23 protein-coding genes are annotated in these 26,103 nt (G+C 72.0%); 15 read left to right on the forward strand and 8 right to left on the reverse strand.

Annotated features, from left to right (window positions below; translation table 11 throughout):
* Positions 1-29: 29 nt before the first annotated feature.
* Genes Mam01_RS03220 through Mam01_RS03230 form a run of 3 tightly spaced genes read right to left on the reverse strand, consistent with a single transcriptional unit; the run spans position 30 to position 2,540 of the window.
* Positions 30-848 carry an IclR family transcriptional regulator gene (locus Mam01_RS03220; protein ID WP_150930309.1) on the reverse strand — a complete coding sequence of 273 codons (819 nt, stop codon included), beginning with the start codon at positions 846-848 and terminating at the stop codon, positions 30-32.
* Positions 848-1,705 (reverse strand): ABC transporter permease, encoded by an 858-nt coding sequence (locus tag Mam01_RS03225; RefSeq protein ID WP_204283999.1) that lies wholly within the window; start codon positions 1,703-1,705, stop codon positions 848-850. Before Mam01_RS03225 ends, Mam01_RS03220 begins: the two co-directional genes overlap by 1 nt.
* Positions 1,706-1,715: 10 nt before the next feature.
* Positions 1,716-2,540 (reverse strand): ABC transporter ATP-binding protein, encoded by an 825-nt coding sequence (locus Mam01_RS03230; RefSeq protein WP_204284000.1) that lies wholly within the window; start codon positions 2,538-2,540, stop codon positions 1,716-1,718.
* Positions 2,541-2,798: 258 nt separating this feature from the next.
* On the opposite strand from Mam01_RS03230, the gene Mam01_RS03235 reads away from it, so the two are divergent.
* The 12 genes from Mam01_RS03235 to Mam01_RS03290 all read left to right on the forward strand — a co-directional run bounded on the left by Mam01_RS03235 (position 2,799) and on the right by Mam01_RS03290 (position 15,984).
* Positions 2,799-3,626, forward strand: a complete 828-nt coding sequence (locus tag Mam01_RS03235; RefSeq protein ID WP_204284001.1) for an acetoacetate decarboxylase family protein — start codon at positions 2,799-2,801, stop codon at positions 3,624-3,626.
* Complete coding sequence (locus Mam01_RS03240; protein ID WP_204284002.1) at positions 3,626-3,862, forward strand: hypothetical protein; 237 nt, start codon at positions 3,626-3,628, stop codon at positions 3,860-3,862. The genes Mam01_RS03235 and Mam01_RS03240 overlap by 1 nt, the downstream gene beginning before the upstream one ends.
* Positions 3,859-5,019: a class I SAM-dependent methyltransferase gene (locus tag Mam01_RS03245; RefSeq protein ID WP_204284003.1), complete on the forward strand. Its 1,161-nt coding sequence runs from the start codon at positions 3,859-3,861 to the stop codon at positions 5,017-5,019. Before Mam01_RS03240 ends, Mam01_RS03245 begins: the two co-directional genes overlap by 4 nt.
* A gap of 45 nt (positions 5,020-5,064) precedes the next feature.
* Complete coding sequence (locus Mam01_RS03250) at positions 5,065-6,183, forward strand: ABC transporter substrate-binding protein (protein WP_204284004.1); 1,119 nt, start codon at positions 5,065-5,067, stop codon at positions 6,181-6,183.
* Positions 6,184-6,263: 80 nt separating this feature from the next.
* Positions 6,264-7,676 carry an FAD-dependent oxidoreductase gene (locus Mam01_RS03255; protein WP_204284005.1) on the forward strand — a complete coding sequence of 471 codons (1,413 nt, stop codon included), beginning with the start codon at positions 6,264-6,266 and terminating at the stop codon, positions 7,674-7,676.
* Positions 7,667-8,899, forward strand: coding sequence for a CaiB/BaiF CoA transferase family protein (locus Mam01_RS03260; protein ID WP_204284006.1), 1,233 nt, complete (start codon positions 7,667-7,669; stop codon positions 8,897-8,899). The genes Mam01_RS03255 and Mam01_RS03260 overlap by 10 nt, the downstream gene beginning before the upstream one ends.
* A gap of 127 nt (positions 8,900-9,026) precedes the next feature.
* Entirely contained in the window at positions 9,027-9,863 is an 837-nt protein-coding gene (locus Mam01_RS03265) for a cyclase family protein (RefSeq protein WP_204284007.1), read from the forward strand.
* On the forward strand, positions 9,856-11,295 hold the full coding sequence (locus Mam01_RS03270; protein ID WP_204284008.1) for an MmgE/PrpD family protein: 1,440 nt from the start codon (positions 9,856-9,858) through the stop codon (positions 11,293-11,295). Before Mam01_RS03265 ends, Mam01_RS03270 begins: the two co-directional genes overlap by 8 nt.
* Positions 11,280-12,746 (forward strand): dihydroorotase, encoded by a 1,467-nt coding sequence (locus Mam01_RS03275; protein WP_204284009.1) that lies wholly within the window; start codon positions 11,280-11,282, stop codon positions 12,744-12,746. The genes Mam01_RS03270 and Mam01_RS03275 overlap by 16 nt, the downstream gene beginning before the upstream one ends.
* Positions 12,747-12,754: 8 nt before the next feature.
* The gene (locus tag Mam01_RS03280) at positions 12,755-13,876 is read left to right on the forward strand and encodes an HpcH/HpaI aldolase/citrate lyase family protein (protein WP_204284010.1); all 1,122 of its coding nucleotides are present in this window, start codon (positions 12,755-12,757) and stop codon (positions 13,874-13,876) included.
* 132 nt (positions 13,877-14,008) lie between these two features.
* Positions 14,009-15,142, forward strand: coding sequence for an ATP-binding cassette domain-containing protein (locus Mam01_RS03285; protein WP_204284011.1), 1,134 nt, complete (start codon positions 14,009-14,011; stop codon positions 15,140-15,142).
* A complete protein-coding gene (locus Mam01_RS03290; protein ID WP_204284012.1) occupies positions 15,139-15,984 on the forward strand; it encodes an ABC transporter permease in 846 nt (281 codons plus the stop codon). Before Mam01_RS03285 ends, Mam01_RS03290 begins: the two co-directional genes overlap by 4 nt.
* A gap of 19 nt (positions 15,985-16,003) precedes the next feature.
* Here the strand turns inward: Mam01_RS03290 and Mam01_RS03295 are convergent, their stop codons facing one another.
* From Mam01_RS03295 to Mam01_RS03305, 3 genes are all read right to left on the reverse strand, one after another.
* Positions 16,004-19,432, reverse strand: a complete 3,429-nt coding sequence (locus Mam01_RS03295; RefSeq protein ID WP_204284013.1) for an ATP-binding protein — start codon at positions 19,430-19,432, stop codon at positions 16,004-16,006.
* Positions 19,433-19,533: 101 nt separating this feature from the next.
* A complete protein-coding gene (locus Mam01_RS03300; protein ID WP_204284014.1) occupies positions 19,534-20,415 on the reverse strand; it encodes an alpha/beta fold hydrolase in 882 nt (293 codons plus the stop codon).
* A 63-nt stretch (positions 20,416-20,478) separates the two neighbouring features.
* A complete protein-coding gene (locus tag Mam01_RS03305; protein WP_204284015.1) occupies positions 20,479-21,123 on the reverse strand; it encodes a dihydrofolate reductase family protein in 645 nt (214 codons plus the stop codon).
* 98 nt (positions 21,124-21,221) lie between these two features.
* Between Mam01_RS03305 and Mam01_RS03310 the strand changes: the two genes are divergently transcribed.
* Genes Mam01_RS03310 through Mam01_RS03320 form a run of 3 tightly spaced genes read left to right on the forward strand, consistent with a single transcriptional unit; the run spans position 21,222 to position 22,385 of the window.
* Positions 21,222-21,716, forward strand: coding sequence for a winged helix-turn-helix transcriptional regulator (locus Mam01_RS03310; protein WP_204284016.1), 495 nt, complete (start codon positions 21,222-21,224; stop codon positions 21,714-21,716).
* Positions 21,717-21,756: 40 nt separating this feature from the next.
* A complete protein-coding gene (locus Mam01_RS03315) occupies positions 21,757-22,014 on the forward strand; it encodes a type II toxin-antitoxin system Phd/YefM family antitoxin (RefSeq protein WP_204284017.1) in 258 nt (85 codons plus the stop codon).
* Between the two features lie 2 nt (positions 22,015-22,016).
* A complete protein-coding gene (locus Mam01_RS03320; RefSeq protein ID WP_239101029.1) occupies positions 22,017-22,385 on the forward strand; it encodes a type II toxin-antitoxin system VapC family toxin in 369 nt (122 codons plus the stop codon).
* Positions 22,386-22,671: 286 nt separating this feature from the next.
* Here Mam01_RS03320 and Mam01_RS03330 read toward each other — a convergent pair whose 3' ends face one another.
* Complete coding sequence (locus Mam01_RS03330; protein WP_239100998.1) at positions 22,672-24,114, reverse strand: AAA family ATPase; 1,443 nt, start codon at positions 24,112-24,114, stop codon at positions 22,672-22,674.
* Between the two features lie 70 nt (positions 24,115-24,184).
* Positions 24,185-26,098, reverse strand: a complete 1,914-nt coding sequence (locus Mam01_RS03335; RefSeq protein ID WP_204284019.1) for an acetoacetate--CoA ligase — start codon at positions 26,096-26,098, stop codon at positions 24,185-24,187.
* Between the last annotated feature and the right edge of the window lie 5 nt (positions 26,099-26,103).

Raw genomic sequence — 26,103 nt, forward strand, 5'->3', positions numbered from 1 at the left:
ACGTGCGGAAAAGCGGTGATCGGTGGGTGCTAGGGGCGGTAACCGGCCGCCCGGGACGCCTCCTGCGCCGCGCCGGCGACCAGCGCGCCGTAGTGCGGCATCTCGGTGGTCTGGAAGCGGTGCAGCGGCCCGCACACCGAGATCGCGCCGAGGACGCGCCCGCCCGCACCGAGTACGGCGGCGGCGATGCTGGCCGCGCCGGCCTCGCGTTCGCCGGTGCTCACGGCGTATCCACGACGGCGGATCATCGCGACCTCGGCCAGCAACTGGTCACGGGAGGAGATGGTCGTCGCGGTGACGTGGTCGAGGGAGTGGGTGGCGAGGTAACGCGTGATCTCCTCGTCGTCCATCGCGGCCAGCAGGGCCTTGGACGACGCGCCCGCGTGCAGCGGGTACGGATGGCCCAGGGTGACCGACATGCGGATCTCCTGGGGAGACAGCACCTGGTCGACGTAGATGCGCGACCAGCGCTGCCGCACCGACAGGGTCGCGGTCTCGTCGGTCACGGCGACCAGGCGCTCCAGCAGGGGCCGGACGATGCGCTGGATGTCGAGCTGACGCAGCGCGGCCAGCCCGACCTGCAACGCGCCGGGGCCGAGGGTGTAGCGCTTGGTGTCGCTCTCGAAGCTGAGGAAGCCGTCGTCGCTGAGCACCTTGAGGATGCGGTGGGCGACGGCCTTGGACAGCCCGACCTCCCGGGCAAGGGCGGAGACGCCGACGCCCTCCGGGCCGGACTCGCCGACGGCGTAGATCACCTGCAGCGCGCGGCCCAGCCCGGAGGCCGACCCGTTCGCGCGCGCCGGGTCCTCGCGTTCCTCGCGTTCCTCGAAGGGGGCGGAGATCAGCATCAGTGTGCGCCACCTCTGTCGCCGGAGTTCCAGAACACGATACGACGGTTGGCGTACCGGACGATCAGATGCGCGACGATTCCCAGCACGGACAGCGCGAGCAGCACCGCGAACAGGCCGGGGATGTCGAAGTTGTAGTTGGCCTGCAGCAGCTGGTAGCCCAGGCCCTCCTTGGCACCGATGAACTCGCCCACGATCGCGCCGAGGATCGAGAACACGACGCCGATGTCGAGCCCGGCGAAGATGAACGGCAGCGCGCTGGGCAGCCGCACCATCCGGAAGATCTGGAACTTCGAGGCGCCGAAGCTGGTCAGCATCTCGACCTTGTCCGCGTCGGCGGACTTCAGCCCGGCGATGACGTTGACCAGGACCGGGAAGAACGCGATGACCGCGGCCATGATGATCTTCGACTCGGCGCCGAAGCCGAACCACACCACCATCAGCGGCGCGATGGCGACCTTCGGGATGGTCTGGATCGCCACGACGTACGGCATCACGGTGCGCTCGACGACCCGCACCTGGGCCACGAAGGTGCCCACCAGGATGGCGCCGACCGCGGCGATCACGAAGCCGGTCAGCGCCTCGGTCACCGTCACCCGGACGTTGCTCCAGAAGGCCGGCGAGCCGAGCTGGGCGACGAACGCGTCCAGGATCTGCGTCGGCCGGGGCAGCACGTACTCCTTGATCCCCAGTGGCACCGTCAGGAACTGCCAGGCGAGGACCACGACGACGAAGACGGCGGGCACGAGGATCAGCTCGGGACGCTCGTGCAGGTCGAGGCGGCGCCGCCGGCGGGGTGCGGCGGTGGCGGCCGGGGCGGCGTCCGGCTTGGACGGCGCCGTGTTGAGGGAGGCCATCGTTCGTCTCCTAGTTGATGACGCCGGAGTTGTTGAAGTAGCGGCGGATGCGCTCGACGTACACTCCGGCGGCGTCCGAGGCCATGATGCTGAGATCGCGCGGACGGTCGAGATCGATGTCGATGATCTCGGCGATCCGGCCGGGGCGCGGGGTCATGACGATGACCCGGTCGGACAGGAACACCGCCTCGGGGATCGAGTGCGTGACCAGGACGGCCGTCTTCCTGCTCTCCCGCCAGATGCGCAGCAGCTCGACGTTCATGTACTCGCGGGTCATCGCGTCGAGCGCGCCGAACGGCTCGTCCAGCAGGAGGACGGCCGGGTCGTGGACGAGGGCGCGGCAGATGCCGGCGCGCTGCTGCATGCCGCCGGACAGTTCGTTGGGGTACTTGTCGGCGAAACCGCCGAGCCCGACCATGTCGAGCAGTTCCACGGCCCGTTTCCGGTGCGCGGTTCTGTCGAGTTTCTGCACCTCGACGGGGACCAGCACGTTTTCCAGGATGGTCCGCCACGGCAGCAGCGTCGGCGCCTGGAAAACCATGCCGACCTCGCGCTTCGGCCCGTCCACGTCCACCCCGGAGATCCGCACCGTCCCCTCCGAGCGCTGGACCAGCCCGGCGAGGATCTTCAGCAGGGTCGTCTTGCCGCATCCGGACGGGCCGACGACCGCGACGAACTCGCCCTTGCGTACGGTGAAGTCGACATCCGCCAGCGCGTGCGTCGGCTCGGACTTCCGCGGCCGGTAGATCTTCTGCAGCCCCCGGACGTCGATCCAGCGATCGTGCGCGTCCTCGGGCGTCCGGACGTTGCCGGAACTGGCGGCTGAACGAGTCACAGATGTCCCTTCGGGTGGGCCCAAATTGTGCCGACCGCGTTTCGATCAGCGGAACGGGATATCGATAGGGGAGACCGTAAGTCCGCATTCCGGGCGCCGTCAAGAGGTCACCCAATGATGTTGACGAGCCATTTCTCCATGCGGAGAGGGTTGACGCGGTCTTCCAGGGCTCTTAGCCTGCGTTCGTCTTGCAAATATGTTGTTCCGCTCAACGGAACGATCAGGGGACGCTTTCCGGCTCGGCAGAAGGAGTCAGACGTGGAATTGAATGGGTTCTCGAACCCGCTGTCTCCGTCGGGGACCGCGTCCCTGGTCGAACCGCCGCCGCACCACATCGGGGCGGACGCGATCCGCGTCGTGTTCCGGGCGGGCCGTGACCTGGCCCGCCGCTACCTGCCCGAGCCGCTGGAGCCGGTCGAGGACGGCCTCGGGTTCGCGTACGTCGCGGACATGGTGAAGGTCAGCGCCGACGAGCCGGACCAGGCGTTCCTCTCACCGCGCCGCACCCAGTACGGCGAGGGCATCGTCGGGTTCTACTGCCGACTGGGCGAGCGGGCCGGGCGGTTCAGCACGTTCATCTGGGTCACCCAGGACTGGTCGATGGGCTTCGGCTCGATCATGGGCTGGGGCAAGAAGATCGGCGAGGTCTGGCGGACGCACCTCAACCCCTACAACCCGGCCATGGGCGAGGTGGGGCCGGGCGCCCGGCTCGCCGGCGAGGTCACCCGGCTCGGGCGTCCCGTGCTGCGGGTCGGCATCGAGATCGAACGGGCCATCACGCCCGCCGAGATGCCGGGTTACGGCGACCGCGGCTACCTGCTCCGCCACCAGCCGTCGCCCGGTCCGGAGATCCCGGCGGCCACCCAACTGCTCGAACTGCAACTGCGCGACGTGCGGACCGGCGACGTGTTCACCGGCCGCCCCCACCTGGAGATCCACGACGCGGAGAACGAGGACCTGGCCCCGCTGCGCGACTGCGAGCCCATCGCGGCGTACGCGTACAAGCAGGGCTGGACGACCGACACCGACGCCCGGCTCGTGCACGACTACTCCGCCGCCGACCACTCCACGGGCCGGCGGGCCTGATGACGACGGCGCCGCGCTACCTCGGCGAGCCGCACGCCGACGCGCTGCTGTCCGGGCTGCTGCTGCTCACGCAGGAGGTCGCGGTGCTGCGGCACCGGTGCGCCGTGCTGGAGGCCGAGCGGGACGGCCGGCAGCCGCCCTCGCCGGACGACTCCGACCTCATGCCGCGCCTGGTGGACGAGCTCTTCGGGCGCCTCGGCACGACCCAGGGCACGACCGGGAAGGAAGACCGATGACAGGAGCGGCCCTCGCCGACGGCCAGACCGTCCACGACGCCCTCGCCGTCCCCACGGCCGAGGAGGCGGTGCGCCAGAACGAGATCTGGACGCTCAAGCGCAAGCTGGCCGAGGAGATCGCGCCCGAGCTGCGGCGGCACTACGAGACCGAGATCGTGCCCCGCCACGTCGCCGAGCACGGCGCGCCGCCGGCCGACCGCCGCGTCATCGCGTCGCTGATGGCGCCCGACCCGCGGATGCGGCTGTTCAGCGCGCTGCGGCGGCGCTCGCAGGAGCAGATGTGGGATCTCGTCCTGACCAGCGCGAACCGGCAGCTCGACCGCCTCCTCGACCTCGCCGCCGGCGCGTCCGCCGCCCCGGGCTCGCTCGACCTGGACCCGGCACTGGAGATCCCCCGGTATCTGCGCGCGGTCGACATCCACTGCATGCCGACCGGTTACTACCGCGAGTTCGCCCCCGACGACGTCACGGCGGGAGCGCTCTACGACCGCGGTGTCTACGTCTACGCCGGCGGCCAGCTCGGCGGGCTGAACGACGACAAGGGATGGTCGGTGATCAGGGGCTACCTGGACCGGCACCGGCCCGGCTGGACGCCCGCCCGCATCCTCGACATGGGCTGCTCGGTCGGGCACAGCACCGTCCCCTACACGCTGCGCTACCCGGCGGCCGAGGTGCACGCGATCGACGTCGCGGCCCCGATGCTGCGCTACGCCAGGGCCCGCGCCGCCGCGCTCGGCGCCCCGGTCCACTTCGCGCAGCGGGACGCCACCGCGACCGGGTATCCCGACGCGAGCTTCGACCTGGTCGTGTCGCACATCCTGCTCCACGAGACCAGCGTGAAGGCCGTACAGCAGGTGCTCGCCGAGAGCTACCGCCTGCTCCGTCCCGGCGGCCTGATGATCCATGCCGAGTATCCGCCGTTCGACACCATGGACCCCTTCGCCCAGTTCCTCGTCGAGTGGGACACCACCAACAACAACGAGCCGTTCTGGAGCAAGGTCCGCACGCTCGACCTGGTGGCGATGGCCGCCACGGCCGGCTTCGACCCCGCGACCGTCCACCGCGAGCTCATCCCGACCGGGCGGCGCCTCACCACGGGCCAATCCGGCAGCACGTCCGGCGGCGGCCGGATGCAGGTCCTCGCCGCCTCCCGCTGACACTCCACACCCCAGCCCGCACCACATCTTGCAAGGAGTCCCGCAGTGAGGAAGTCACTGGTCGCGATCGCGGTGCTCGTCGCCACCGCGCTGACCGCGTGTTCGGGCGGCGACGAGACCGGCGGCGTCGCCGCCGCCCCGAGCAGCGGCGGAAAGACCAAGGTCACGTACGTGACCACGGCCGCCGTCCCCGGGTCGACGCAGATCGCCCTGTTCGCGGTGCCCACCGCGATGAAGTACTTCGAGGAGGAGGGCCTCGACGTCACGCTGCAGACCACCAACGGCTCCACGGCGGCGCTGCAGGTGATCGCCGCCGGTGACGCGCTCGCCACCAACGCCGAGGTCGTCTCGACGATGGCGGCGGTGCAGAAGGGCGTGGACGTCCGCACCGTCGGGTCGATCAACACGTCGTTCCCCTGGAAGATCGGCGTGCCCGAGGGGTCGAAGATCGCCACGGCCGCCGACCTCAAGGGCAAGAAGATCGGCATCATCTCGCTGGCGTCCGGCTCGAACCTGTTCACCCGCTCGTTCCTGCAGCAGAACGGCCTCAACCCCGACACCGACGTGCAACTGCTGCCGGTGGGCCAGGGCGCGCAGGCCAAGGCCGCGCTCGACTCCCACCAGGTGGACGCGCTGGCCCTCTACGCCGAGCTGTTCGCCCAGCTGGAGATGAGCGGGTCGAGCTTCACCTACCTGCAGAACCCGCCGCTGTTCGACGGCATGCCGAGCATCGCCTTCACCGCCCGCGCCGACGACCTGACGGACGCCAGGAAGGACGTGCTCACCCGCTACATGCGGGCCGCGTACAAGGGCCTGATGTTCGCCGCGGTCAACCCGGAGGCGGCCGTGGAGATGGGGACCAAGGTCTTCCCGCAGATCGCCGGGCCCAACGCGAGCCCGCAGAAGAAGAAGGAACTGGTCACCCTGATGAAGGCGTGGCTGTCCACCTCCAGCCCGCAGAGCGGCGACCCGAGCACCTGGCCCGACTGGGGCGTGCTCACCGAGGACGGGCTGAACAAGGCCGCCGAGTACGCCGTGTCCACCGGCCAGGTCGCCAAGAAGCCGGTGCCCTCGGAGGTCTGGAACGGAAGCCTCGTCACCGAGGTGAACAAGTTCGACAAGGAGGCCCTGATCAAGCAGGCGCGCGACTACACGACCGGCTGACGCCGCGGGTGGCGCGCCCCGGCCGAAGCGCGCCGCCCCCGCCGAAGCCGCATCAGCCATCTCACGAAGGGACCGCTTCTGTGAACAAGGCGTGGGACGTCATCGTCGCCGGTGCCGGCACCGGAGGACTCGTCCTGGCGACCTTCGCCGCCCGCCGGGGCGCGCGGGTGCTGGTCGCCGATCCGGCGCCGCGCGTCGGCGGCACGCTGCACATCGCGACCGGGCAGCTCAGCGCCGCGGGCACCCGCCTGCAGGCCGAGCGGGGCATCGAGGACTCCCCCGAGGCCCACCTGGCGGACATCCTCCGGATCAGCAAGGGCACCGTGGACGAGGGCCTGGTGCGGCTCGCCGTCGAGAACGCGGCGGACACCTTCGAGTGGCTGCTCGGGAACGGGTACGAGGTGCTGCCGGACCACCCGGTGCAGGGCCAGAACCACGAGCCGTACAGCACCCCGCGGTACTACTGGGGCCCGGAGGCGGGGCGGTCCATCCTGGCCGCGCTGCTGCCGCCGTTCGAGGCCGAGCGCGCGAAGGGCGGCATCACCCTCCTCCTGGAGACCGAGGTGGTCGCGCTGCGCCAGGAGGACGGCGCGGTCACCGGCGTCGCGGTGCGGCGCGCGGACGGGAGCACCGAGGAGCACACCGGCCGCAACGTCGTGCTCGCCACCGGCGGCTACAACTCCGACCCGGAGCGGTTCAGGAAGCTGAACGGCGTCACCGCGTACGCCGCCGCCTCCTATCCGTACGCCAGGGGCCGGGGTCTCGACCTCGGCGTCTCGGCCGGAGGGTACGTGCGCGGCGGGGAGAAGTACCTCTGCTCGTTCGGCTCGGTGCTCGACCACGACGGCCACCCCGCGCCGGTGCTGTGCCGGCCGGTGCACTGGCCGGAGATGCGGCAGCCCTGGGAGATCTACGTCAACGCGCACGGCGAGCGGTTCGTCGCGGAGGACGACCCGAGCGTGGACCGGCGGGAGCACGCCCTGCGCGCGCAGCCGGAGCTGCGGCGCTGGATCGTCTTCGACGACCGCATCGCCCGGGAGGCGCCGCGGCTCGTCCCGGACTGGCCGCTGGAGACGCTGCTGGGCCACTTCGGCACCCACCCGATGTTCCACCGGGCGGACACGCTGGAGGAGCTCGGCCGGCTGGCGGGGGTCCACCCGGAGAACCTCGCGCGCACCGTCGCCGAGTACAACGCGGCGCTCGGCGGCGAGGACCCGCTGGGCCGCACGCACCGGCCGCTGCCGGTGGCCGAGCCGCCGTTCTACGCGATCCGCGTGCAGGGCATGTCGATCACCTCCACGGCCGGGCTCGCGGTGGACACGCGGCTGCGCGTCGTGGACCGGGCCGGTGACCCCGTCCCGAACCTGTACGCCATCGGCGAGATCCTCGGCTCGGGTCAGCTGATGGGCGACTCGTTCTGCGGCGGCATGCTGGCCACGCCCGCCATGACGTTCGGCCGGCTGCTCGGCGATCGGATGCTGACATGGACCTGACCCCGACGCAGCCTCACAAGCAGCAGCCCACCGGCCCGCTGGCCGGCGTCCGGGTGATCGACGCCTCCACGATCCTGGCCGGGCCGCTCTGCTGCCAGATCCTCGGCGACTTCGGCGCCGACGTCATCAAGATCGAGCACCCGGTGGCCGGGGACAGCATGCGCGGGCACGGCAGGTCGAAGGACGGCAAGCCGCTGTGGTGGAAGGAGATCTCCCGCAACAAGCGCACGATCGGGCTCAGCCTCTCCGACCCCGACGGCGCGGCGGTGTTCCTCCGGCTGGCCGAGACCGCCGACGTCGTCGTGGAGAACTTCCGCCCGGGCACGCTGGAGCGCTGGGGAATCGGCCCCGAGAGGCTGCACGAGGTGAACCCGCGGCTCGTGCTGGTGCGGGTGACCGGGTTCGGGCAGCACGGCCCGTACGCGAGCCGGCCCGGCTTCGGCACCCTGGCCGAGGCGATGAGCGGCTTCGCCCACCTCACCGGCCAGCCCGACGGCCCGCCGACGCTCCCGGCCTTCGGCCTCGCGGACAGCATCTGCGGCATCGCCGCCTCGTCGGCCACCATGATGGCCCTCTATCACCGGGACCTGCACGGCGGCGCCGGACAGGTGATCGACATGAGCCTGCTGGAGCCGATCCTGACCGCCGTCGGCCCCGGCCCGCTCGAATACGACCAGCTCGGGCACGTGGGGCACCGGCACGGCAACCGTTCGACGAACAACGCGCCGCGCAACACCTACCGCACCAAGGACGGCCGCTGGGTGGCGATCTCGACCAGCGCCCAGCAGATCGCCGAACGCGTGCTGCGCCTCGTCGGGCACCCCGAGGTGATCGACGAGCCGTGGTTCGCCACCGGCGCCCAGCGCGCCGAGCACGCCGACGAACTGGACGAGTACGTCGGAGGCTGGATCGCCGCACGCACCCGCGCCGAGGTTCTGGAGGCCTTCACCGCCGCCGGCGCCGCGGTGGCGCCGATCTACGACATGGCGGACATCGCCGCCGACGAGCACGTGCGGGCCACCCAGATGATCACGACGGTGGACGACCCGGACTTCGGGCCGATGGCCATGCACAACGTGATGTGGCGGATGTCCGCGACGCCCGGCTCGATCCGGTTCAGCGGCCGGGATCTGGGGGCCGACACCGACGAGGTGCTGGTGGAGGGGCTGGGTTACGACCCCGAGCGGGTGGCGGAGCTACGCGCCCGCCGCGTCGTCCGATGAGAGGGCGTCCGATGAGAGATGCGCGATGAGTGACGTCCGAATGAGAAGCGCGCGTGACAGCGCGGTGGAAGCGGCGACACGGCCGAGCCCGCCCGCGTACGGGCGAGGCAGTGAAACGAGAGGAAGCATGACGACCGCGACGAAGGGGGACCCGCTGCTGCGCATCGCCGGCGGCGGGCTGCGGATCTACGACCTGGGCAGGCCGTTCACCATCGGCATGCCGCAGTCGCCCAACCACCCGCCGTACTGGCACACCCTCCCGCGCCGTCACGGCGACCGGGTGCGGGCCGACGGCGGATCGGCCGCCAACGACCTGATCAGCATGGGCACGCACGTCGGCACGCACATCGACGCCCTCGCCCACGTCTCGCAGGACGGCCGCCTGTACGGCGGCGGGGACGCCGCGGCGGCCGGGGTCGGCGGGCGGTACGAGGAACTCGGCGCGCACACCATCGAGCCGATCGTCCGCCGCGGGGTGCTGCTGGACGTGCCCGCCGCCATCGGCGAACGGCACTGCGCGCCCGGCTACGAGATCACCCCGGCCGACCTGGAGACCGCCGTACGGCGGCAGGGCACCGCGCCGGAGGCCGGTGACGTGGTGCTGATCCGCAGCGGCTGGGGCCGGCACTTCGACGACCCCGACCGGAACGTCTACATCGGGCAGGACTCCGGCGTTCCCGGCGTGTCCGAGGCGGGGGCGCGCTGGCTCGCCGAGCGCCGGGTGCACGCGGTGGGCGCCGACACCATCGCCTTCGAACGGCTCGCCCCCGGCGCCGGGCACGCCGCGCTGCCCGCGCACCGCGTGCTGCTGGTCGAGCACGGCATCTACATCATCGAGGCGATGGCGCTGGAGGACCTGGCCGCGGCCGGGGTGCACGAGTTCCTCTTCGTGCTCAGCCCCCTGGCCCTTTACGGCGCCACCGGTTCCCCGGCGCGCCCGCTGGCGGTGGTCACCGGTGCCTGACCGGACCCTCGCGGAGGAACTCGCCGCGTTCGCCGCCAGGACGGCGGCCGGCGCGCTGCCCGAAGCGGTGGCGGCCAGCGTGCGGCGGCGCGTGCTCGACGTGCTCGGGCTGTGCGTCGCCGCGGGCGACCTGCCCACCAGCCGCGCCGCGCTGGAGCACGTGGTGGAGCAGGGCGGCCGCCCGGAGGCGCACGCCATCGGCGCGCCGCGCCCGGTGCCGGCCGCGTGGGCCGCGTTCGTCAACGGCGTGACCGCGCACTCCCTCGACTACGACGACACGCACCTGCCCTCGGTGCTGCATCCCAGCGCCGCCGTCGTCCCCGCCGCGCTGGCCGCGGCGGAGGTGGCGGACGCCGACGGCGCCGCCGTCGTCAGCGCGATCGCCGTCGGGCTGGAGACGACGGTGCGGCTCGGCATGGCGGCCTACGATCCGGAGCTCGGCAACTCGGTGTTCTTCGAGCACGGCCAGCACGCGACCTCGATCTGCGGCGCGATGGGCGGCGCGGTCGCCGCGGCCCTGCTGCTCGGCCTGGGCGAGGAGGGCGTACGGCACGCGCTCGGCGTCACCGCCTCGATGGCGGCCGGGGTGATCGAGGCGAACCGCACCGGCGGGACGGTCAAGCGGCTGCACTGCGGCTGGGCCGCGCACTCCGCGGTCACCGCCGCCCAGCTGGTGCGCCGCGGGTTCACCGGGCCGCCCACCGTGCTGGAGGGCCGGTTCGGGTTCTTCGAGGCGTTCGTCCGGGACCGCTACGACCCCTCCGCCGTCACCGACGGGCTCGGCGAGCAGTGGGAGGTGCCGGGCATCTTCTTCAAGCCTTACCCGGCCAACCACTTCACGCACACCGCCGTGGACGCCGCCGCCCTGCTCCGGAAGCGCGGGGTGCGGCCCGAGGACGTCCGCTCGGCGACGCTGGGCGTGCCGTCGGCGGTGGTCCGCACGATCGGCGAGCCGATCGCCGGGAAACGGGAGCCGCAGACCGGCTACCAGGCCCAGTTCTCCGGTCCGTACGCCGTCGCGGTGGGCCTGTTCGGCGGGTCCGGCCTGGGCGCGGGTCTCGCCGACTACACCGACGAACTCGCCGCCGACCCGGCCCGCCGGGCGCTCATGGCCCGCGTCGAGGTCGTCCCCGACGCGCGCTGCGACGAGATCTTCCCCCACCAGTTCCCGGCCGTGCTCACGGTCACCACCCACGACGGCGCCGAATGGGTCGAGGAGGTGCCGGAGAACCGGGGCGGCCCGCGGCGCCCGCTCACCGACGCGGAGCTCGCCCGCAAGTTCCGCGACAACGTCGCCGGACGGGTGCCGCCCGGCGCGGCCGCGGATGTGGAGCGGGCCGTGCTGACGCTCGGCACCGGTCCCTCCCTGCCCGTCATCGGCTCGCTGCTCGCCCGGCTGTCAGTTCAGGAGGATTCATGGCCCTCGATTTGATCATCGCGAACGCGCTCGTCGTCGACCACGACCGGCCCGAGCCCGAACGACTCGACATCGGCGTCGCGGACGGCCGGATCGCCCGCCTCGCGCCCTCGATCCCCGCCGAGGACGCGGCGACCGTCGTGGACGCCGAAGGCAGGCTGGCCTTCCCCGGCGTGGTGGACGCCCACCAGCACTGGGGCATCTACAACCCGCTGTCCGTCGACACCGAGGTGGAGAGCCGGGCGTGCGCCCAGGGCGGCGTCACCTCCGCGCTCAACTACATGCGCACCGGGCAGTACTACCTCAACAAGGGCGGCCCGTACGCGGAGTTCTTCCCCGAGGTGCTGGCCGGTTCCGAGGGACGGGCACTGGTCGACTACGCCTTCCACCTGGCGCCGATGATGAACGAGCACATCGACGAGATCCCGATGCTCATCGAGCGGTTCGGGGTCACCTCGTTCAAGATCTTCATGTTCTACGGCGGGCACGGCCTGCACGGCCGGTCCAGCGACCAGAGCGCGTTCCTGATGACGCCCGAGGGCGAGCGGTACGACTTCGCGCACTTCGAGTTCGTGATGCGCGGCATCCAGGCGGCGCGGGAGCGGTTCCCCGACCTCGCCGACGAGATCTCGCTCGGGCTGCACTGCGAGACCGCCGAGATCATGACCGCGTACACGAAGCTGGTGGAGGCCGACTCGTCGCTGTCCGGCCTGGCGGCGTACTCGGCGTCCCGGCCGCCGCACTCGGAAGGCCTGGCCGTGTCGATCGCGGCGTACCTGGCGCACGAGACCGGCCTGCCGAAGATCAACCTGCTGCACCTGAGCTCGGCCAAGGCGGTCGACGCCGCGCTGCGGATGGCGAGGGCGTTCCCGCACATCGACTTCCGCCGCGAGGTCACCATCGGCCACCTGCTCGCCGACGTGGACACCGCGCACGGCCTCGGCGGCAAGGTCAACCCGCCGCTGCGCCCGCGCGAGGACGTCGAGGCGCTGTGGCGGCACCTGCTCGACGGCGAGCTCGACTGGGTGGTCAGCGACCACGCGTGCTGCCGGGAGGAGCTCAAGTTCGGCAACCCGCCCGAGGACGTCTTCCTGGCCAAGTCGGGCTTCGGCGGCGCCGAGTATCTGCTGCCCGGACTGGTCACCGAGGGCGGGCGGCGCGGGCTGTCGTACCAGCGGATCGCACAGCTCACCTCGTGGAACCCCGCCCAGCGGTTCGGGCTGCGGACCAAGGGCGCGCTCCAGGTCGGCTACGACGCGGACGTCGCGCTGGTCGACCCGTCGGTGACCTGGACGGTGCGCGCGGAGGACTCGGAGTCGGCGCAGGAGTACACACCCTTCGAGGGCTTCGAGCTCACCGCCGCCGTCACCGACACCTTCCTGCGCGGCCGGCGGATCCTCGCCGACGGCAAGGTCACCGGCGAGGCGGACGGCGTCTACCTGCGCCGGCCGACCGTACGGGATTGAGGCGAAAGGTGACCGAACAGGAGGGGCCGGGCCGCATGGTGGCGCGCAGTTACCTGTACGTGCCGGGAGACCGGCGGGAGAAGCTCGCGCGGGCACGCGAGCGCGGGGCGGACGGGCTGGTGCTCGACCTGGAGGACGCCGTCGCCCCGCCCGCGAAGGACACCGCACGCGAGGTGGTGGCGGCGTTCCTCGCCGGACTCACCGGACTCGCCGGACTCGCCGACGAGGGCGCGGCGGCCTCCGCACCGGACGGTCCCGCTCCGGGCGCACCTCCCCCGGCCACCCCGAACGAATTCGGCCCGAGCGGATCCACTTGGAGCGGATCGACTCGGAGCGGATCGACTCGGAGCGGATCGACTCCGCACGGGTCCGCTCTTGGCACATCTTCCCCGGCCGCTTCGCCCGGGTCCGCGTCGAACGGGCCCACTCCGGCCGGGTCCGCGCCGAACGGGTCGGAGCTGTGGGTGCGGGTGAACGCGGACCGCCTGGACGAGGACGTGCCCGCCGTGACCTCGGCCTCCTGCGCCGGCGTCTGGGTGCCCAAGGCCGATCCGGAGTCGCTCGCCCGGGTCGACGCCCTGCTCACCGCGGCCGAGCGCGCCGCCGGGCTCCCGGCGGGCGTGATGCGGATGGTCCCCGTCATCGAGACCGCTCGCGGGCTGCTCGCCGTCGCCGAGATCGCCCGTGCTCCGCGCGTGCTGCGCCTGGGCATCGGGGAGGCGGACCTCGCCGCCGAGCTCGGCGTACGGCCCGGCCGTGACCGGGCGGAACTGGCCCCGCACCGGGCGGCCCTGGTGGTGGCCTCCGCCGCGGCCGGGCTCGCCGCACCGATCGCGCCCGTCGAGACCGACCTGTCGGCGACCCGCGCGGACCTCGCCGCCAGCACCCGCGCCCTGCTGTGCGAGGGCTTCCGGGCGCGCACCGCGATCCACCCCCGCCAGGTGCCGGTCATCAACGAGGTGTTCACCCCGTCGCCCGCCGAGATCGCCGCGGCGCGCGACGTCGTCACACGGCTGCGCGCCGCGAACCAGTCCGGTACGGGTGTCGCCGTCGACGCCCGGGGACGGATGATCGATGAGGCCGTCGCACGGTCGGCCCGCGAAGTCCTCGGCCGGGCCCCCGCGTCATAGGCGTCCGGTCCACGGCGGCGCGGGAGGACCGTCCCGCCGCCGCGCGTCCCCCGCCAGATCGGATCTAGCGGCTGAGTACCCCGGATCTGGCGCCTCCTCTGTGAACGGCTGAACAGAAGGAGACGACAGATCATGCGGGACCGGACGACGGACCTGGCGATAGAGACATCGGGCCTGGTCAAGATATTCGGCAAGAACCGGGCGGTGGACGGGCTCGACCTCAGGGTGCCCGCGGGCACCGTGTACGGCGTGCTCGGCCCCAACGGAGCGGGCAAGACGACCGCGGTCAAGATGCTGGCGACCCTGCTGCGCCCGGACGGCGGCGAGGCGCGGGTCTTCGGCCACGACGTGCTGCGCGAACCCGACGCCGTACGCGCCCGGGTGAGCCTGACGGGCCAGTACGCCTCCGTGGACGAGGAGATGACCGGCGCGGAGAACCTCGTCCTGCTCGGCCGGCTGCTCGGCCACCGGAAGGCCGCGGCCAAAGACAGGGCCGCGCGGCTGCTGGAGGCATTCGGGCTGACCGACGCGGCGGGCCGGCAGGTCAAGACCTACTCGGGCGGCATGCGCAGGAGGCTGGACATCGCGGCCAGCATCCTCGACACGCCCGACCTGCTGTTCCTGGACGAGCCTACGACCGGCCTGGACCCACGCAGCCGCAACCAGGTCTGGGACATCGTCCGGATCGTGGTCGCCCACGGCACGACCGTGCTGCTCACCACGCAGTATCTCGACGAGGCCGACCGGCTGGCCGGGCGCATCGCGGTCGTCGACCACGGCCGGGTCATCGCCGAGGGCACCCCCGGCGAGCTGAAGTCATCCGTCGGCGCGGGCATGGTCCACGTACGGCTGCGCGACCCCGCGCAGCGGCCCGCGGCCGAGCGCGTGCTGGCCGCGGAACTGGGCACCGACGTCCATCTGGATGCCGATCCCGTGGCGCTGACCGCCCGCGTCGCGGCGCGGGACGCCGACGCGGGCGCCGAGCGGGCCTCCCGCGCCCTCGGGGCACTGGCCGCGGCCGGGATCGTCGTCGACGACTTCTCCCTCGGCCAGCCCAGCCTCGACGAGGTGTTCCTCGCGCTGACCGGCGCGCCCGCCGGGGAGACCGGCCGCACCCCGGCCGGCGTGCCCGCAGGGAACCGCGCCGGGGAACCCGGCTCCGCTCTGGCGGACCGGCCCGCCGCCCGATCCGGCCGAGCCGGGCACGAGGCCCGGCAGACGCACGGAGCCAAGGAGACGTACGAGATCGAGGAGACGACGGTATGAGCGCCACGACCACCGAGACCGGCACGTCCTTCGTCCCCGCGGCCGAGACGCTGGGCGCGGTCCTGGCGCCGGGGGCACGCCCACCGCGCCCCGGCGCCCTGTCGGCCTCGCTGACCTTCGGCTGGCGGGCGATGCTGAAGGTCAAGCACGTGCCCGAGCAGCTCTTCGACGTCACCGCGTTTCCGATCATGATGACGCTGATGTTCACCTACCTGTTCGGCGGCGCGCTCGCGGGCTCTCCGACGGAGTATCTGCAGTTCCTGCTGCCGGGCATCATGGTGACGAGCGTCGTGATGATCACCATGTACACCGGGGTCGAGGTCAACAAGGACATCGAGAAGGGCGTCTTCGACCGCTTCCGCACGCTGCCGATCTGGCGGCCGTCCACGATGGTCGGCTACCTGCTGGGCGACATGTTCCGCTACACGATGGCGGCGACGGTCATCCTCGTGGTCGGCCTGGTGCTGGGCTTCCGCCCGCAGGGCGGCGTCGTCGGCGTGGTGGCCGCCATCGCCCTGCTGGTGGCCTTCTCGTTCGCCTTCTCGTGGGTGTGGACGATGTTCGGCCTGCTGCTGCGCAGCGAGAAGTCGGTGATGGGCATCAGCATGCTGGTGCTCTTCCCGCTCACCTTCCTCAGCAACGTCTACGTCGACCCGGAGACGATGCCGGGCTGGCTGCAGGCGTTCGTGGGCGTCAATCCCATCTCACATCTGGTCACCGCGGCCCGCTCGCTGATGTCGGGCGCCGCCGACACCGGGGAGATCACCTGGGTGCTCGTCAGCGGGGCGGTGTGTGTCGCGGTCTTCGGCGCGCTGACCATGCGCCTGTACAACCGCAGGTGAGTCAGCGGGTCTCAGAGGGTCACAGTCGCCAGGCGATCTCGCGATCGGGCTGGTATCGGCAGGTCGCCCCGGTGGAGACGGCGCCGCGCAGATGGGCGGCCAGCTCGGGGTGGAGCCCGTCGAGCTTGCGCAGGACGTCGCGGATCCGGGCCGTGACGGCCTTGCGGGCACGTTCGGCCTCGTCGCCGAGGCGGCGGTCGCGCCCGCCGAGGCCCGAGGCGGAGCGCAGTTCCGCCAGCAGCGCCGCCCGCTCCCGGTCGAACTCCGCCGCCCTGGCGTCGTCACCCCGCTCGACGGCCCGGTCGATCTCCTCGTCGAGCAGGGTGAGCCGGCGCCGGTAACGGGCCTTGGCCTCCTCGTCCAGGACGGCGTCGCCGCCCATCCCGCGGGCGGCGACGACGATCCGGCCGCCCTCCGGGGCGAGCAGCAGTACGGCGGGCAGGTCGGCCCCGGGGTGGCCCAGCAGCCTGTGGAGGTCGCGCAGGCCCTTGGCGTCGGGCAGGCGCACGGTGCGGTCCGCGAACGTCAGCGTCCAGACCGCGCCGTCCCGCCGGAACTCGTCGCCCACACCGAGCACGAGGCCGGGCGCGGGGCCGGGCCCGTGAACCGGCACGTCGTCCGGCACAGCGCCAGGGGCACGGCCCGACACAGCGCCCGGCCCACCGTCCAGCGCAGGGCCCGGCGCTCCGTCCGGCGCACCGTCCGGCGCAGGGCCCGGCGCACCGTCCGGCGCACGGCCCGGCCCACCGTCCGGCGCACGGCCCGGCGCTCCGTCCGGCGCACGGCCGGGCGTATCGCCCTGCGTACGGCCGGGTAAGCGGCCGGACGGGGACGCGCGCCGCCTCGCCCGGCGGGCGCGGGCCACGACGTGCCGCATGCCGAGCCGGTCCGCTTCGCTCTCCACGTCGGCCAGCAGCGTCCCGGCCTCCTCCGCGTCGCCGGGACGGCCCCGCGCCAGCAGCGCCTCGGCGAGATGCGCCCGCGCCTCGACCGACCAGGGGCGGGCGAGGAGGAGATCGGCGGACCGCCGGGCGGCGGCGAACCCCTCGATCGCCTCGTCCCACCGCTCCTGCGCCGCGTTGACGAGGGCGCGCCAGAAGACCATGGGGCCGCCGATGTCCCAGCCGTACATCGAGACCGCCCAGGTGCCGGCGTACGGGTCGAGATCGGCCCGGGCCTTGTCACACAACCGCGGATCGCGCGACCACGCCGCGATCATCGCCTGGAACCGCAGCCACAGGGGCCGGGCCGAGCGCAGGCGCGGCTCTCCCCCGGCTGTGGCGTCGCGGTAGTGACGCAGCGCGGTGCCGCCGTCGCCCCGCAGCAGCGCGGTCATCCCCTCCAGCAGTCCCGGACACGGATGCCGGCTCCTGCGCAGCGTGCGGTGCACCTCGTCGAGGTCGTCGAACCTGCCCCGGAGCAGCCGTACGGCCCAGCGGTGGTGATGCAGCATGTAACCGAACTGGTCGTGCCCGTGTTGCCAGGTGAACCCGGTGAGCTCGTCGAGCAGGCTCTCCGCCTCGTCGAAGTCGCCGGTGAGCGCGCCGATGATGCTCCGGTCGGCCACCGTTGCCATGTCCATGCGGGGCAGATCGCTGCGGCGGCCGAGCACGACGAACTCCCGGAACTGGGCGAGATATCCGGGATCTCCCTGTTCGAGGAGCGCCACCCAGCGCAGGGCGGCGGCGACGCTCTCCATCTCCACGTCGGCCGTACGCCGGGCCAGTGCCTGCACCTCGCCGGTGAGCTCCGCCCGCTGCGCCGCCGTCCCCGGACCCCAGATCGCGTCGTGATAGGCCCACAGGCCGAAGGTCAGCGCCTCGTCGTCCTGGCCGCGCTTGGCCAGCACCGCGACCTGCACGGCCAGCTCCCGCGCGAGCCGGTCGGGAGAGAGCTCCTCGCCGGGCACACGGCCGTTCCCGAGCAACGCGCCGTGCGCCTCCCGCAGCAGGCCGGTGGCGAACTGGTCGCCGTCACCGTCGGATTGGTCGCCGTCGCCCCGGACACCGTGGACGGCCAGCGCGACACGGGCCAGCACCTCGGGGTCGCCGGCCTCCCGGGCGACGGCGGCCGCCTCCTCGAAGACCCGCCGCCCGCCGTCGTGGTCGTCGCCGTGGACGAGCGCGCGGCCCAGGTCGATCGCGATCACGACCCGCCTGCGCGGTTCGCCGGCCGCCGCGAGCTCCAGCGCCCTGCGGTAGTGCCCGATCGCCTCCTCGACCGCCAGGCGGCCCGCGGCGCCGCGGGCGGCGGCGAGCAGCCGATCCACCGCGACGGACACTTCGATCCGGTCTCCGGCGAGATAGGCGTGCCGGGCCAGGTCGGCAGGCAGGACATGCTCCGCCAGACCGGGCGACCGGTCGGCGGCCCGGACGACCGCGGCGTGCAGGCGGGGCGCCTCTCCCTCGTCCAGCGACTCGTACAACGTCTGCCGGAACAGGTCATGGGCGAACGCGAACGAGTCTCCCCCTCGCTGCACGACGAGGCGGGCGGCCACGGCTTGGTCGAGCAGCCGTTCCAGGGGGAGGACGGAGGTCTCGGCGACGGCGGCCAGCACCGGACGGTGGAACTCCCGGCCGAGCACCGCGGCGGTGCTGAGCAGGTCGATGACCGGCCGGGGCAGCAGGGACAGCCGGCGCAGCAGGGTGTCACGGACGCCGGGCGCGATGGCGGTCACGGAGCCGCCGCCGCTCCACAGCCGCGCCGTCTGCTCGACGAAGAACGGGTTGCCGCCGGTGCGCCGGTGCACCTCGGCGACCAGATCGGCGGACGGCTCCCGGCCGGCGGCGTGGGCCATCAGCGCGCCGACCTCCTCCCGTCCGAGCCCGGTGAGGGTGATCGTCGCCGCCCGCGCCGTCAGCGGCAGCACGAGAGGGCGCAGCGGATGATCCGGCGACTCCACCTCGACATCACGGTAGGTGCCCACCAGCAGCACCCGCTCGAACCAGGTGTGCTGCGCCGCGAACTCCAACAACCGGAGTGTCGCGGGATCGGCCCAGTGCAGGTCTTCGAGGACGACCACCAGGGGACGGCTCTGCGAGACCGACACCAGGGCACTGGTCACCGCGTCGTACAACCGGAAGCCCTCGGCCGCGTCGCCGCCCGGCGACTCTCCGAGCAGGGCGGACAGGCCGGCGCCCCCGGCCTCCTCGGCCGCCGCCCACTCCCCCGGCGCGGCGCAACGCCGCAGCCCGCGAAGGACCTGTACCCAGGGCCAGTAACCAGGGGCGCTGTCGGAGTCCCAGCACGACCCGCCGAGCACGAGCGCGCCCAGGCGCCTGGCCTCCTCCGCCACGCTGGCGACGAGTGTGGTCTTGCCGATGCCGGCCTCACCGGCGACCAGCACCAGGCCGCCGTGGCTGGCGACCGCCCGCCCTATCTCGGCACGCAGCAGCGCGGCAGGATGCTCCCTGCCGAGCAGCCCGGTGATCGCCTCATCGATTCGCATGCCGCTACGAAGGTATCCGCCCGCTCCGACAATTTCCGGCCGCCCGGCACCCCTCGGCCGTGCGGCACGGCATCTCCTCGGCTGTACGGCCTGGCGGACGGTCAGGCGAAGAAGTCCGTCAGGATGCGCGCCAGTGCGGCCGGGCGCTGCAGCACCGCGTGGTCCTCTCCGGGCATCACCCGCAGTTCGGCGCCGGGAAGGGCCGCCGCGACGGCCTCCGTCGCCTTCGCGAGGCCGGGCGAGGTCCGGTCGCCGTAGACCGCCAGCACCGGCACGCCGATCCCGGCGACCCGCTCCTGCGGCGTCCCCTGCCAGGGCGCGGTGACCAGCACGTCGTACGGCAGGCTGGGGGCCTTGTCCGCCATGAACGCCCACCCCTCGCCGGCCTTCATCCCGGCGATCGCCCCGGCCGGGACGCCGACCGCCTCGCGGAGGAACAGCTCCGCCGCACCGTCGCGGTCCCCGGCCGCGACCAGTGCCCTGAGCCGGTCGTAGACCTCGGCCGCCAGGCGCGGCTGGTTCTCGTCGGCGTGGTACGGCGGCTCATAGACGGCGACCCGGTCGATCGGCAGTCCGCGCCTGGCGGCCTCCAGCACGAGGACGGCGCCGGAGGAGTGGCCGAACGCCGAGGCCCGGCCGCCGGCGTGCTCGATGACGGCCGCCAGGTCGGCGACCTCGTTGGCCACCTGGTAGTCCTCGCTCCTGTCGTCACTGGCCCCCCGGCCGCGCCGGTCGTAGGTCAGCACGGTGAACGCCGGCGCGAGCTCGGCGGCGAGCGCGGCCACGGTCGAGCGGTCGTTGAACGCGCCGCCGATGAGGATGACCGGCGCGCCCTGGCCGATCACGTCGACGGCGAGGGTTGTGCCGTCCTTGGAGACGACGTTCACGCACGTGATGTCCACCGGCGCGATATGCCCGGGAACGTCGTCCCCGGAAACCTGCTGCTCGGAAACCTGCTGCTCGGAAACCTGGTGTTCGGTCATGTCAGTCGGCCTTCGTGTCGGGGCTTGCGGGCTGGTTTCACACTCTGGGCTTGCGGGCTGCGCTCACGGGCGGGTGAAGGTGATGTGGGTGACGCCGCTGGGGGTGGACACCGACTCGATGCGGAAGCGCTTCTCGAGTTCCTCCAGCCCGTCCCACAGTCGTTCGCCGCGGCCCAGGACGATCGGGACGACGGCGACGTGCATGTGGTCGACCAGGTCGGCGGCCAGGAACTGGCGGACGGTGCTCGGCCCGCCGCCGATGCGCACGTCGAGGTCGCCCGCGGCCTCGCGGGCCTGACGCAGCGCCTCCTCGGGGGTGGCGTCGACGAAGTGGAAGGTCGTGCCGCCCTCCATCTCCACGGAGGGCCGGGGGTGGTGGGTCAGGACGAACACCGGCGTGTGGAACGGCGGGTTCGGCCCCCACCAGCCGTTCCAGTCGTGATTCTCCCACGGGCCCCGCTGCGGCCCGAACTTGTTGCGGCCCATGATCTCCGCCCCGATGCCCGTGTCCCACGTACGGACGATGGCGTCCTCGACCCCGGTGCTCCCGCCGGTCTTCCCCTGCATGGCCTGGAAGGTCCGCGTCTCGAAGAACCACTCGTGCAGCCGTCCGCCCGCGTGGCCGAACGGCTCCTCAAGGCTCTGGCCCTCGCCGGTGGCGAAGCCGTCCAGGGAGACGGCGAAGTTGTGCACCCTGACACGCGACATGGTCGATCTCCTGATTTCCAGAAGTGCTTGCAGATTGCAACCACTGAGGAAGAGCGTAAAGTAGGTGGTTGTAAAACGCAACCAGCTGGAGGTCGAGCATGAGGGACGAGCCACGGTCGGGTTGCCCGATCAACGGGTCGGTGGAGGCGCTCGGAGACAGGTGGAGCCTCATCGTGCTGCGTGACGTGATCTTCGGGGGGCGCCGGCACTTCCGTGACCTGCTGGCCAACTCCATGGAGGGGATCGCGTCGAACATCCTCAGCAGCCGCCTCAAGGCCCTCGTCGCCAAGGGGCTCCTGACCCACGAGGAGGCGGCGCGAGGACGACGAGGGACCTACAGCCTCACCGAGGCGGGCATCCAGACGGTCCCGATCATGGTCGCGCTCGGCTCCTGGGGCCTGCGCCATCTCCCGGCGACACCGGAGCTGGCCGTACGGGCACGCTTGCTGGAGGAGGGCGGGCCGCCCCTCTGGGAAGACCTGATGGACGAGTTGCGCGAGGCGCACCTGGGCATCCCCCCGCCCGGACCCCGTCCGCCCCCGCGCGTCCCAGCTCCTCCAGGAGGCGTACGAACGCGTATCGATGAGCCCTGAGCATGCGATGGACTAAGCTAACTTAGCTAGGAGGTGGAGCATGTCCGAAGGCGCTACCGAGCAGTACAACATCCACGAGGCGAAGACGAACTTGTCGCGCATCATCGACCGGGTCGAGCATGGCGAAGAGATCGTCATCAGCCGTGCCGGTCGCCCCGTGGCCAAAGTCATTCCCTTTCCGACCAAGGTGAGCCGCCACGGCAGGGGTTCCCTGAAGGGAGTCCTTCAGGTGACCGACGACTGGGACTCTTCAGAGGTCAACGACGCCATAGCACGGGATTTCGGATTGCTGCCGTGAGGATGCTCCTCGACACACACGTCGTCCTATGGTGGCTGAGTGACGACCCGACGCTCACGGATGAGATCAAGCAGATGATCGATCAGGAGCCAGAGGTCTTCGTAAGCCCCGCCACGCTGTGGGAAGTGGCCATCAAGCAGAGCATCGGCAAATTGGTCGCGCCCAGGGACCTGGTCGAACGCATTCGCGACAGCGAGTTCCGTGAACTTCCCATCCGCTTCGGGCATGCCATTGAGGCGGGAATGCTGCCGCTTCTGCATCGCGATCCCTTCGACCGGCTACTGATCGCTCAAGCCCGGCGCGAAGATCTCTCCCTGGTCACCAGGGATGGACAGATCGCCAAGTACGACGTTCACGTGCTGGCTGTGTGAACAGACTGAGCCGTTGTCTGTAACGGTTCATTGCTTTGTGTAGTGCCGACGCCGGCCGGGCGCGCGTGACCCTCCAGGTGCGCCACACGTCAACCTCGACGGCATCGTCTTCGCCACGGACCGCGTCGCCACCCCGGGCCCCAACGGCACCGACCTGTGGTGGTCCGGGGGCCCCATGATCTCCGCCCCGATGCCCGGGTCCCCCGACGGCACCGGAGCCGGCCGTCCGGGCGCGGGCGGCATCCGAACGAAGACCATGAAATGCGGGCTCAGGCGGTGAGGATGCTCACGGGCCGCCGTACAGCAGGGGGAGGCCGACGAGGAGGACGCGGGGGTCGCGGGCGGCGGCCTCGGTGAGCGCGGGGTCGAAACCGGCGCCGCTGTAGAGGGCGAGCACCGTGTCGCGCGTGTCGAGCCCCCGCGTGTGCAACTGGTCTCTGGCCTGCTCCAGGCGCTTGAGATGGCCGACGTTCATGGTCTGCGACCACTTCGCCTCGCCGACGGACAGAAGCCGGCGCGGGTGGTCGTCCTGCGGGGCGAGGGCGATCACGTCGACCTCGATGTTCTGCCCCCTGCCGCCGCCGGGGGCGATCCCCGCGGCGACCTCGGTCGCGTACTCGCCGTTCCAGTCGTGGGCGAGCGCGAACTCCCGGCACACGTGCTCGAAGTGCGGGCCCACGACCTGCGCCGCGAACCTGGCCCCGGCGCCCCGCCACACCCGGTCGGCCCACCCCCGCTCCAGCAGGCTCCAGGCCGGGCGCATGATGGCCTCGTAGAACGTGACGAGCGGCTCGGCGACGCGGAAGAGCGACCGCTTACGGATGGGGTCGATCTCCCTGCGGATGAGCCGGCAGTCCTCCAGGACGGCGAGCGGATGGGCGATGTCGGTCGCCTTGCGCTCCATGTGCCCGGCGATGCCGCCCCGCGTGTTGTTCCCGGCCGCGATCGCGCCGAGGACCGCGTGGTAGAGCGCCTCGTCGCGGATCTCCATCTCGTTCGTCAGCAGATATCGGGCCTCGCGGAAGAGCGGCACCGCGGGGTCGAGCACCCGTCTGACCACCCAGTCGTCGAGGTCGTCGCCCGGCGCCTCGTGGTCGACGAAACCGGTCCGGTACGCCGGTGTCCCGCCCACGATGGCGTTCACCTGGAGCGCGAGCCGGAGGTCCTCGATCCCCCAGAACCGCCGGGAGAGCCGGTGGTCGAACGGCTGCACCACCAGGTCGAGCGAGGCCCGCCCGCGCAGCGGCGCCTGCCCGGCGAGGAGCCTCCCCATCACCGACATCGCGGACCCGGCGAGCACCAGGCGCACCCGGCTCCCGGCGCTTCGATGCGCGCCCCGCCCGTCGATCTCCCGCTGGAGGATCGAGGGGATCGAGGGATCGGCCTTCGTCAGGTACGGGAACTCGTCGAGGACGATCAGCCGGTCACCGCAGTGGTCCAGCAGATGGACGATCGCCTCGTCCCAGTTGGCGAACGCCAGCGTGCCCGGCACCCCCAGATAGGCCGCGACGGCCGTGCCGAACTGCCGGAGGGCGTCGGCCGACGTGGACTCGACGGCCACGAAGTAGAAGCCGCCGTACACGTCGGCGAGCGCCTGCAGGAGGAACGTCTTGCCCTGCCGGCGGCGGCCGCTCACCACCGCCAGCCGCATCTCCGGGCTCGGCGACTCGGCGAAGGCCCTGAGGGCGGCCCATTCCCGATCACGGTCGAAGATGTGGGCGGGCTTCATGGCCCCTCCCGATATAAGTGCGCTTCTTATAAGTGGACTTCTTAGAAGTGTACTTATACAGACGGCGATCTCAGTGGTCCGGCGCGAAGTGGGAGAGGACCTCGGGGTTGGCCATGGCGTCGGTGTTGGCGGCCCGGTCGATCGGCGTGCCGAGCAGGATCTTCCGTACGGGGACCTCCAGCTTCTTGCCCGACAGCGTGCGGGGGATGCCGGGGACCTCGTGGATCTCGTCGGGCACGTGCCGGGGCGACAGTTCCGTGCGCAGGGCCGTACGCAGCCGGGAGACCAGGTCGTCGGACAGGGCCGCGCCGTCGGCGAGCGTGACGAAGAGCAGCAGCCTGCCCTCCTGGCCGAGTTGCCCGGTGTCGATGACGAGGCTATCGGCGATCTCGTCGAACCGCTCCACGACCCGGTAGAACTCGCTGGTGCCCATGCGCACCCCGCCGCGGTTCAGGGTGGAGTCGGACCGGCCGTAGATGACGCAGCCGCCGTCGGGGAGGATCTTGATCCAGTCGCCGTGCCGCCAGACGCCCGGATAGTCGGCGAAGTACGACTCCCGATATCGGTCGCCGGAGGGGTCGTTCCAGAACATGACCGGCATGGACGGCATGGGCCGGGTGATGACGAGCTCGCCCACCTCGCCGACGATCGAGGCGCCGGAGGCGTCGAACGACTCGACGGACGCGCCGAGGCAGCGGCACGGGATGACGCCGGCCCTGATCGGCAGCAGCGGCACCGGCCCGACGAACCCGGTGCACACGTCGGTGCCGCCGGAGAACGAGCCGAGCTGCACGCCGGGCCCGACCTCGGAGTAGACCCAGGCGAACCCCTCCGGCGGCAGGGGCGAGCCGGTGGAGCCGATGCCGCGCAGCCGGTCGAGGCCCTCCGGCCTCAGCCCGGCCTTCATCGACGCCACGATGTACGGCGCGCCCGTGCCGAAGTAGGTCACGCCCTCCTCGGCGGCGAGCCGCCACAGGGCCTCGGTGCCGGGATGGGCCGCGCTGCCGTCGTACAGCAGGACGGTGGCGCCTGCCAGCAGGCCGCCGATGAGGTAGTTCCACATCATCCAGCCGGTGGTGGTGTACCAGAAGAACACGTCCCCCTCACCGAGGTCCTGGTGGAAGGACAGCGACTTGAGGTGCTCCAGGACGATCCCGCCGTGGCCGTGGACGATCGGCTTGGGCAGGCCGGTGGTGCCCGAGGAGTAGAGCACCCACAGCGGATGGCCGAACGGCACCCGCTCGAACTCCAGCGGCGCCGGCTCGGCGCGCAGGTCGTCCCAGATCGCAGCGCCTTCGGGCGCGTCCGCGCGGAGCCGGGGGATCCAGACGGTCGCCCGCAGCCCCGGCAGCTTCGCGGCGATCTCCCGCACCACCTCCGACCGGTCGTACGCCTTGCCGCCGTAGCGGTAGCCGTCCACCGCGATCAGCACCTTCGGCTCGATCTGGGCGAACCGGTCGGTCACGCTGGGCGCGCCGAAGTCGGGCGAGCAGGAGGACCAGATCGCCCCGAGCGAGGCGGTGGCGAGGAACGCGATGAGCGCCTCGGGGATGTTCGGGACGTAGGCCGCGACCCGGTCGCCGCGTCCGACGCCGAGCCGCACCAGCCCCGCCCGGACCCGGGCGACCTCCTCGCGGATCTCGCCGAGCGAGTACTGCCAGCGGCTGCCCGACTCGTCGCGGAAGACCACCGCCGTACGGCCGGGGTGGCCGCGCAGCGCGTTCTCGGCGTAGTTGAGGGCCGAGCCGGCGAACCATTTGGCGTCCGGCATCGTTCCCTGGATGACGGGCCCGTCGCCACGCGTGCCGATCACGCCGAAGTAGTCCCATATCGACGTCCAGAAGTCGGCCGGAGACTCGACCGACCACTTCCACACGTCCTCGTACGCCCCGGTGTGGCCCAGCCGTTCCATGTATCGGGTGATCCGGGCGGCACGCACGACGTCGGGCGTGGGTTCCCAGAGCAGAGCGCCTTCCTCGACCATGCCCC

Source organism: Microbispora amethystogenes (assembly GCF_016863015.1).
Classification (GTDB): Bacteria; Actinomycetota; Actinomycetes; order Streptosporangiales; family Streptosporangiaceae; genus Microbispora; species Microbispora amethystogenes.

Bases quoted from the DNA above. Each gene is read 5' to 3' on its own strand.
- Mam01_RS03220 (WP_150930309.1), bottom strand. From the start codon at position 848: ATGCTGATCTCCGCCCCCTTCGAGGAACGCGAGGAACGCGAGGACCCG.
- Mam01_RS03225 (WP_204283999.1), bottom strand. From the start codon at position 1,705: ATGGCCTCCCTCAACACGGCGCCGTCCAAGCCGGACGCCGCCCCGGCC.
- Mam01_RS03240 (WP_204284002.1), top strand. From the start codon at position 3,626: ATGACGACGGCGCCGCGCTACCTCGGCGAGCCGCACGCCGACGCGCTG.
- Mam01_RS03245 (WP_204284003.1), top strand. From the start codon at position 3,859: ATGACAGGAGCGGCCCTCGCCGACGGCCAGACCGTCCACGACGCCCTC.
- Mam01_RS03260 (WP_204284006.1), top strand. From the start codon at position 7,667: ATGGACCTGACCCCGACGCAGCCTCACAAGCAGCAGCCCACCGGCCCG.
- Mam01_RS03265 (WP_204284007.1), top strand. From the start codon at position 9,027: ATGACGACCGCGACGAAGGGGGACCCGCTGCTGCGCATCGCCGGCGGC.
- Mam01_RS03275 (WP_204284009.1), top strand. From the start codon at position 11,280: ATGGCCCTCGATTTGATCATCGCGAACGCGCTCGTCGTCGACCACGAC.
- Mam01_RS03285 (WP_204284011.1), top strand. From the start codon at position 14,009: ATGCGGGACCGGACGACGGACCTGGCGATAGAGACATCGGGCCTGGTC.
- Mam01_RS03290 (WP_204284012.1), top strand. From the start codon at position 15,139: ATGAGCGCCACGACCACCGAGACCGGCACGTCCTTCGTCCCCGCGGCC.
- Mam01_RS03295 (WP_204284013.1), bottom strand. From the start codon at position 19,432: ATGCGAATCGATGAGGCGATCACCGGGCTGCTCGGCAGGGAGCATCCT.
- Mam01_RS03300 (WP_204284014.1), bottom strand. From the start codon at position 20,415: ATGACCGAACACCAGGTTTCCGAGCAGCAGGTTTCCGAGCAGCAGGTT.
- Mam01_RS03305 (WP_204284015.1), bottom strand. From the start codon at position 21,123: ATGTCGCGTGTCAGGGTGCACAACTTCGCCGTCTCCCTGGACGGCTTC.
- Mam01_RS03310 (WP_204284016.1), top strand. From the start codon at position 21,222: ATGAGGGACGAGCCACGGTCGGGTTGCCCGATCAACGGGTCGGTGGAG.
- Mam01_RS03315 (WP_204284017.1), top strand. From the start codon at position 21,757: ATGTCCGAAGGCGCTACCGAGCAGTACAACATCCACGAGGCGAAGACG.
- Mam01_RS03320 (WP_239101029.1), top strand. From the start codon at position 22,017: ATGCTCCTCGACACACACGTCGTCCTATGGTGGCTGAGTGACGACCCG.
- Mam01_RS03330 (WP_239100998.1), bottom strand. From the start codon at position 24,114: ATGAAGCCCGCCCACATCTTCGACCGTGATCGGGAATGGGCCGCCCTC.
- Mam01_RS03335 (WP_204284019.1), bottom strand. From the start codon at position 26,098: ATGGTCGAGGAAGGCGCTCTGCTCTGGGAACCCACGCCCGACGTCGTG.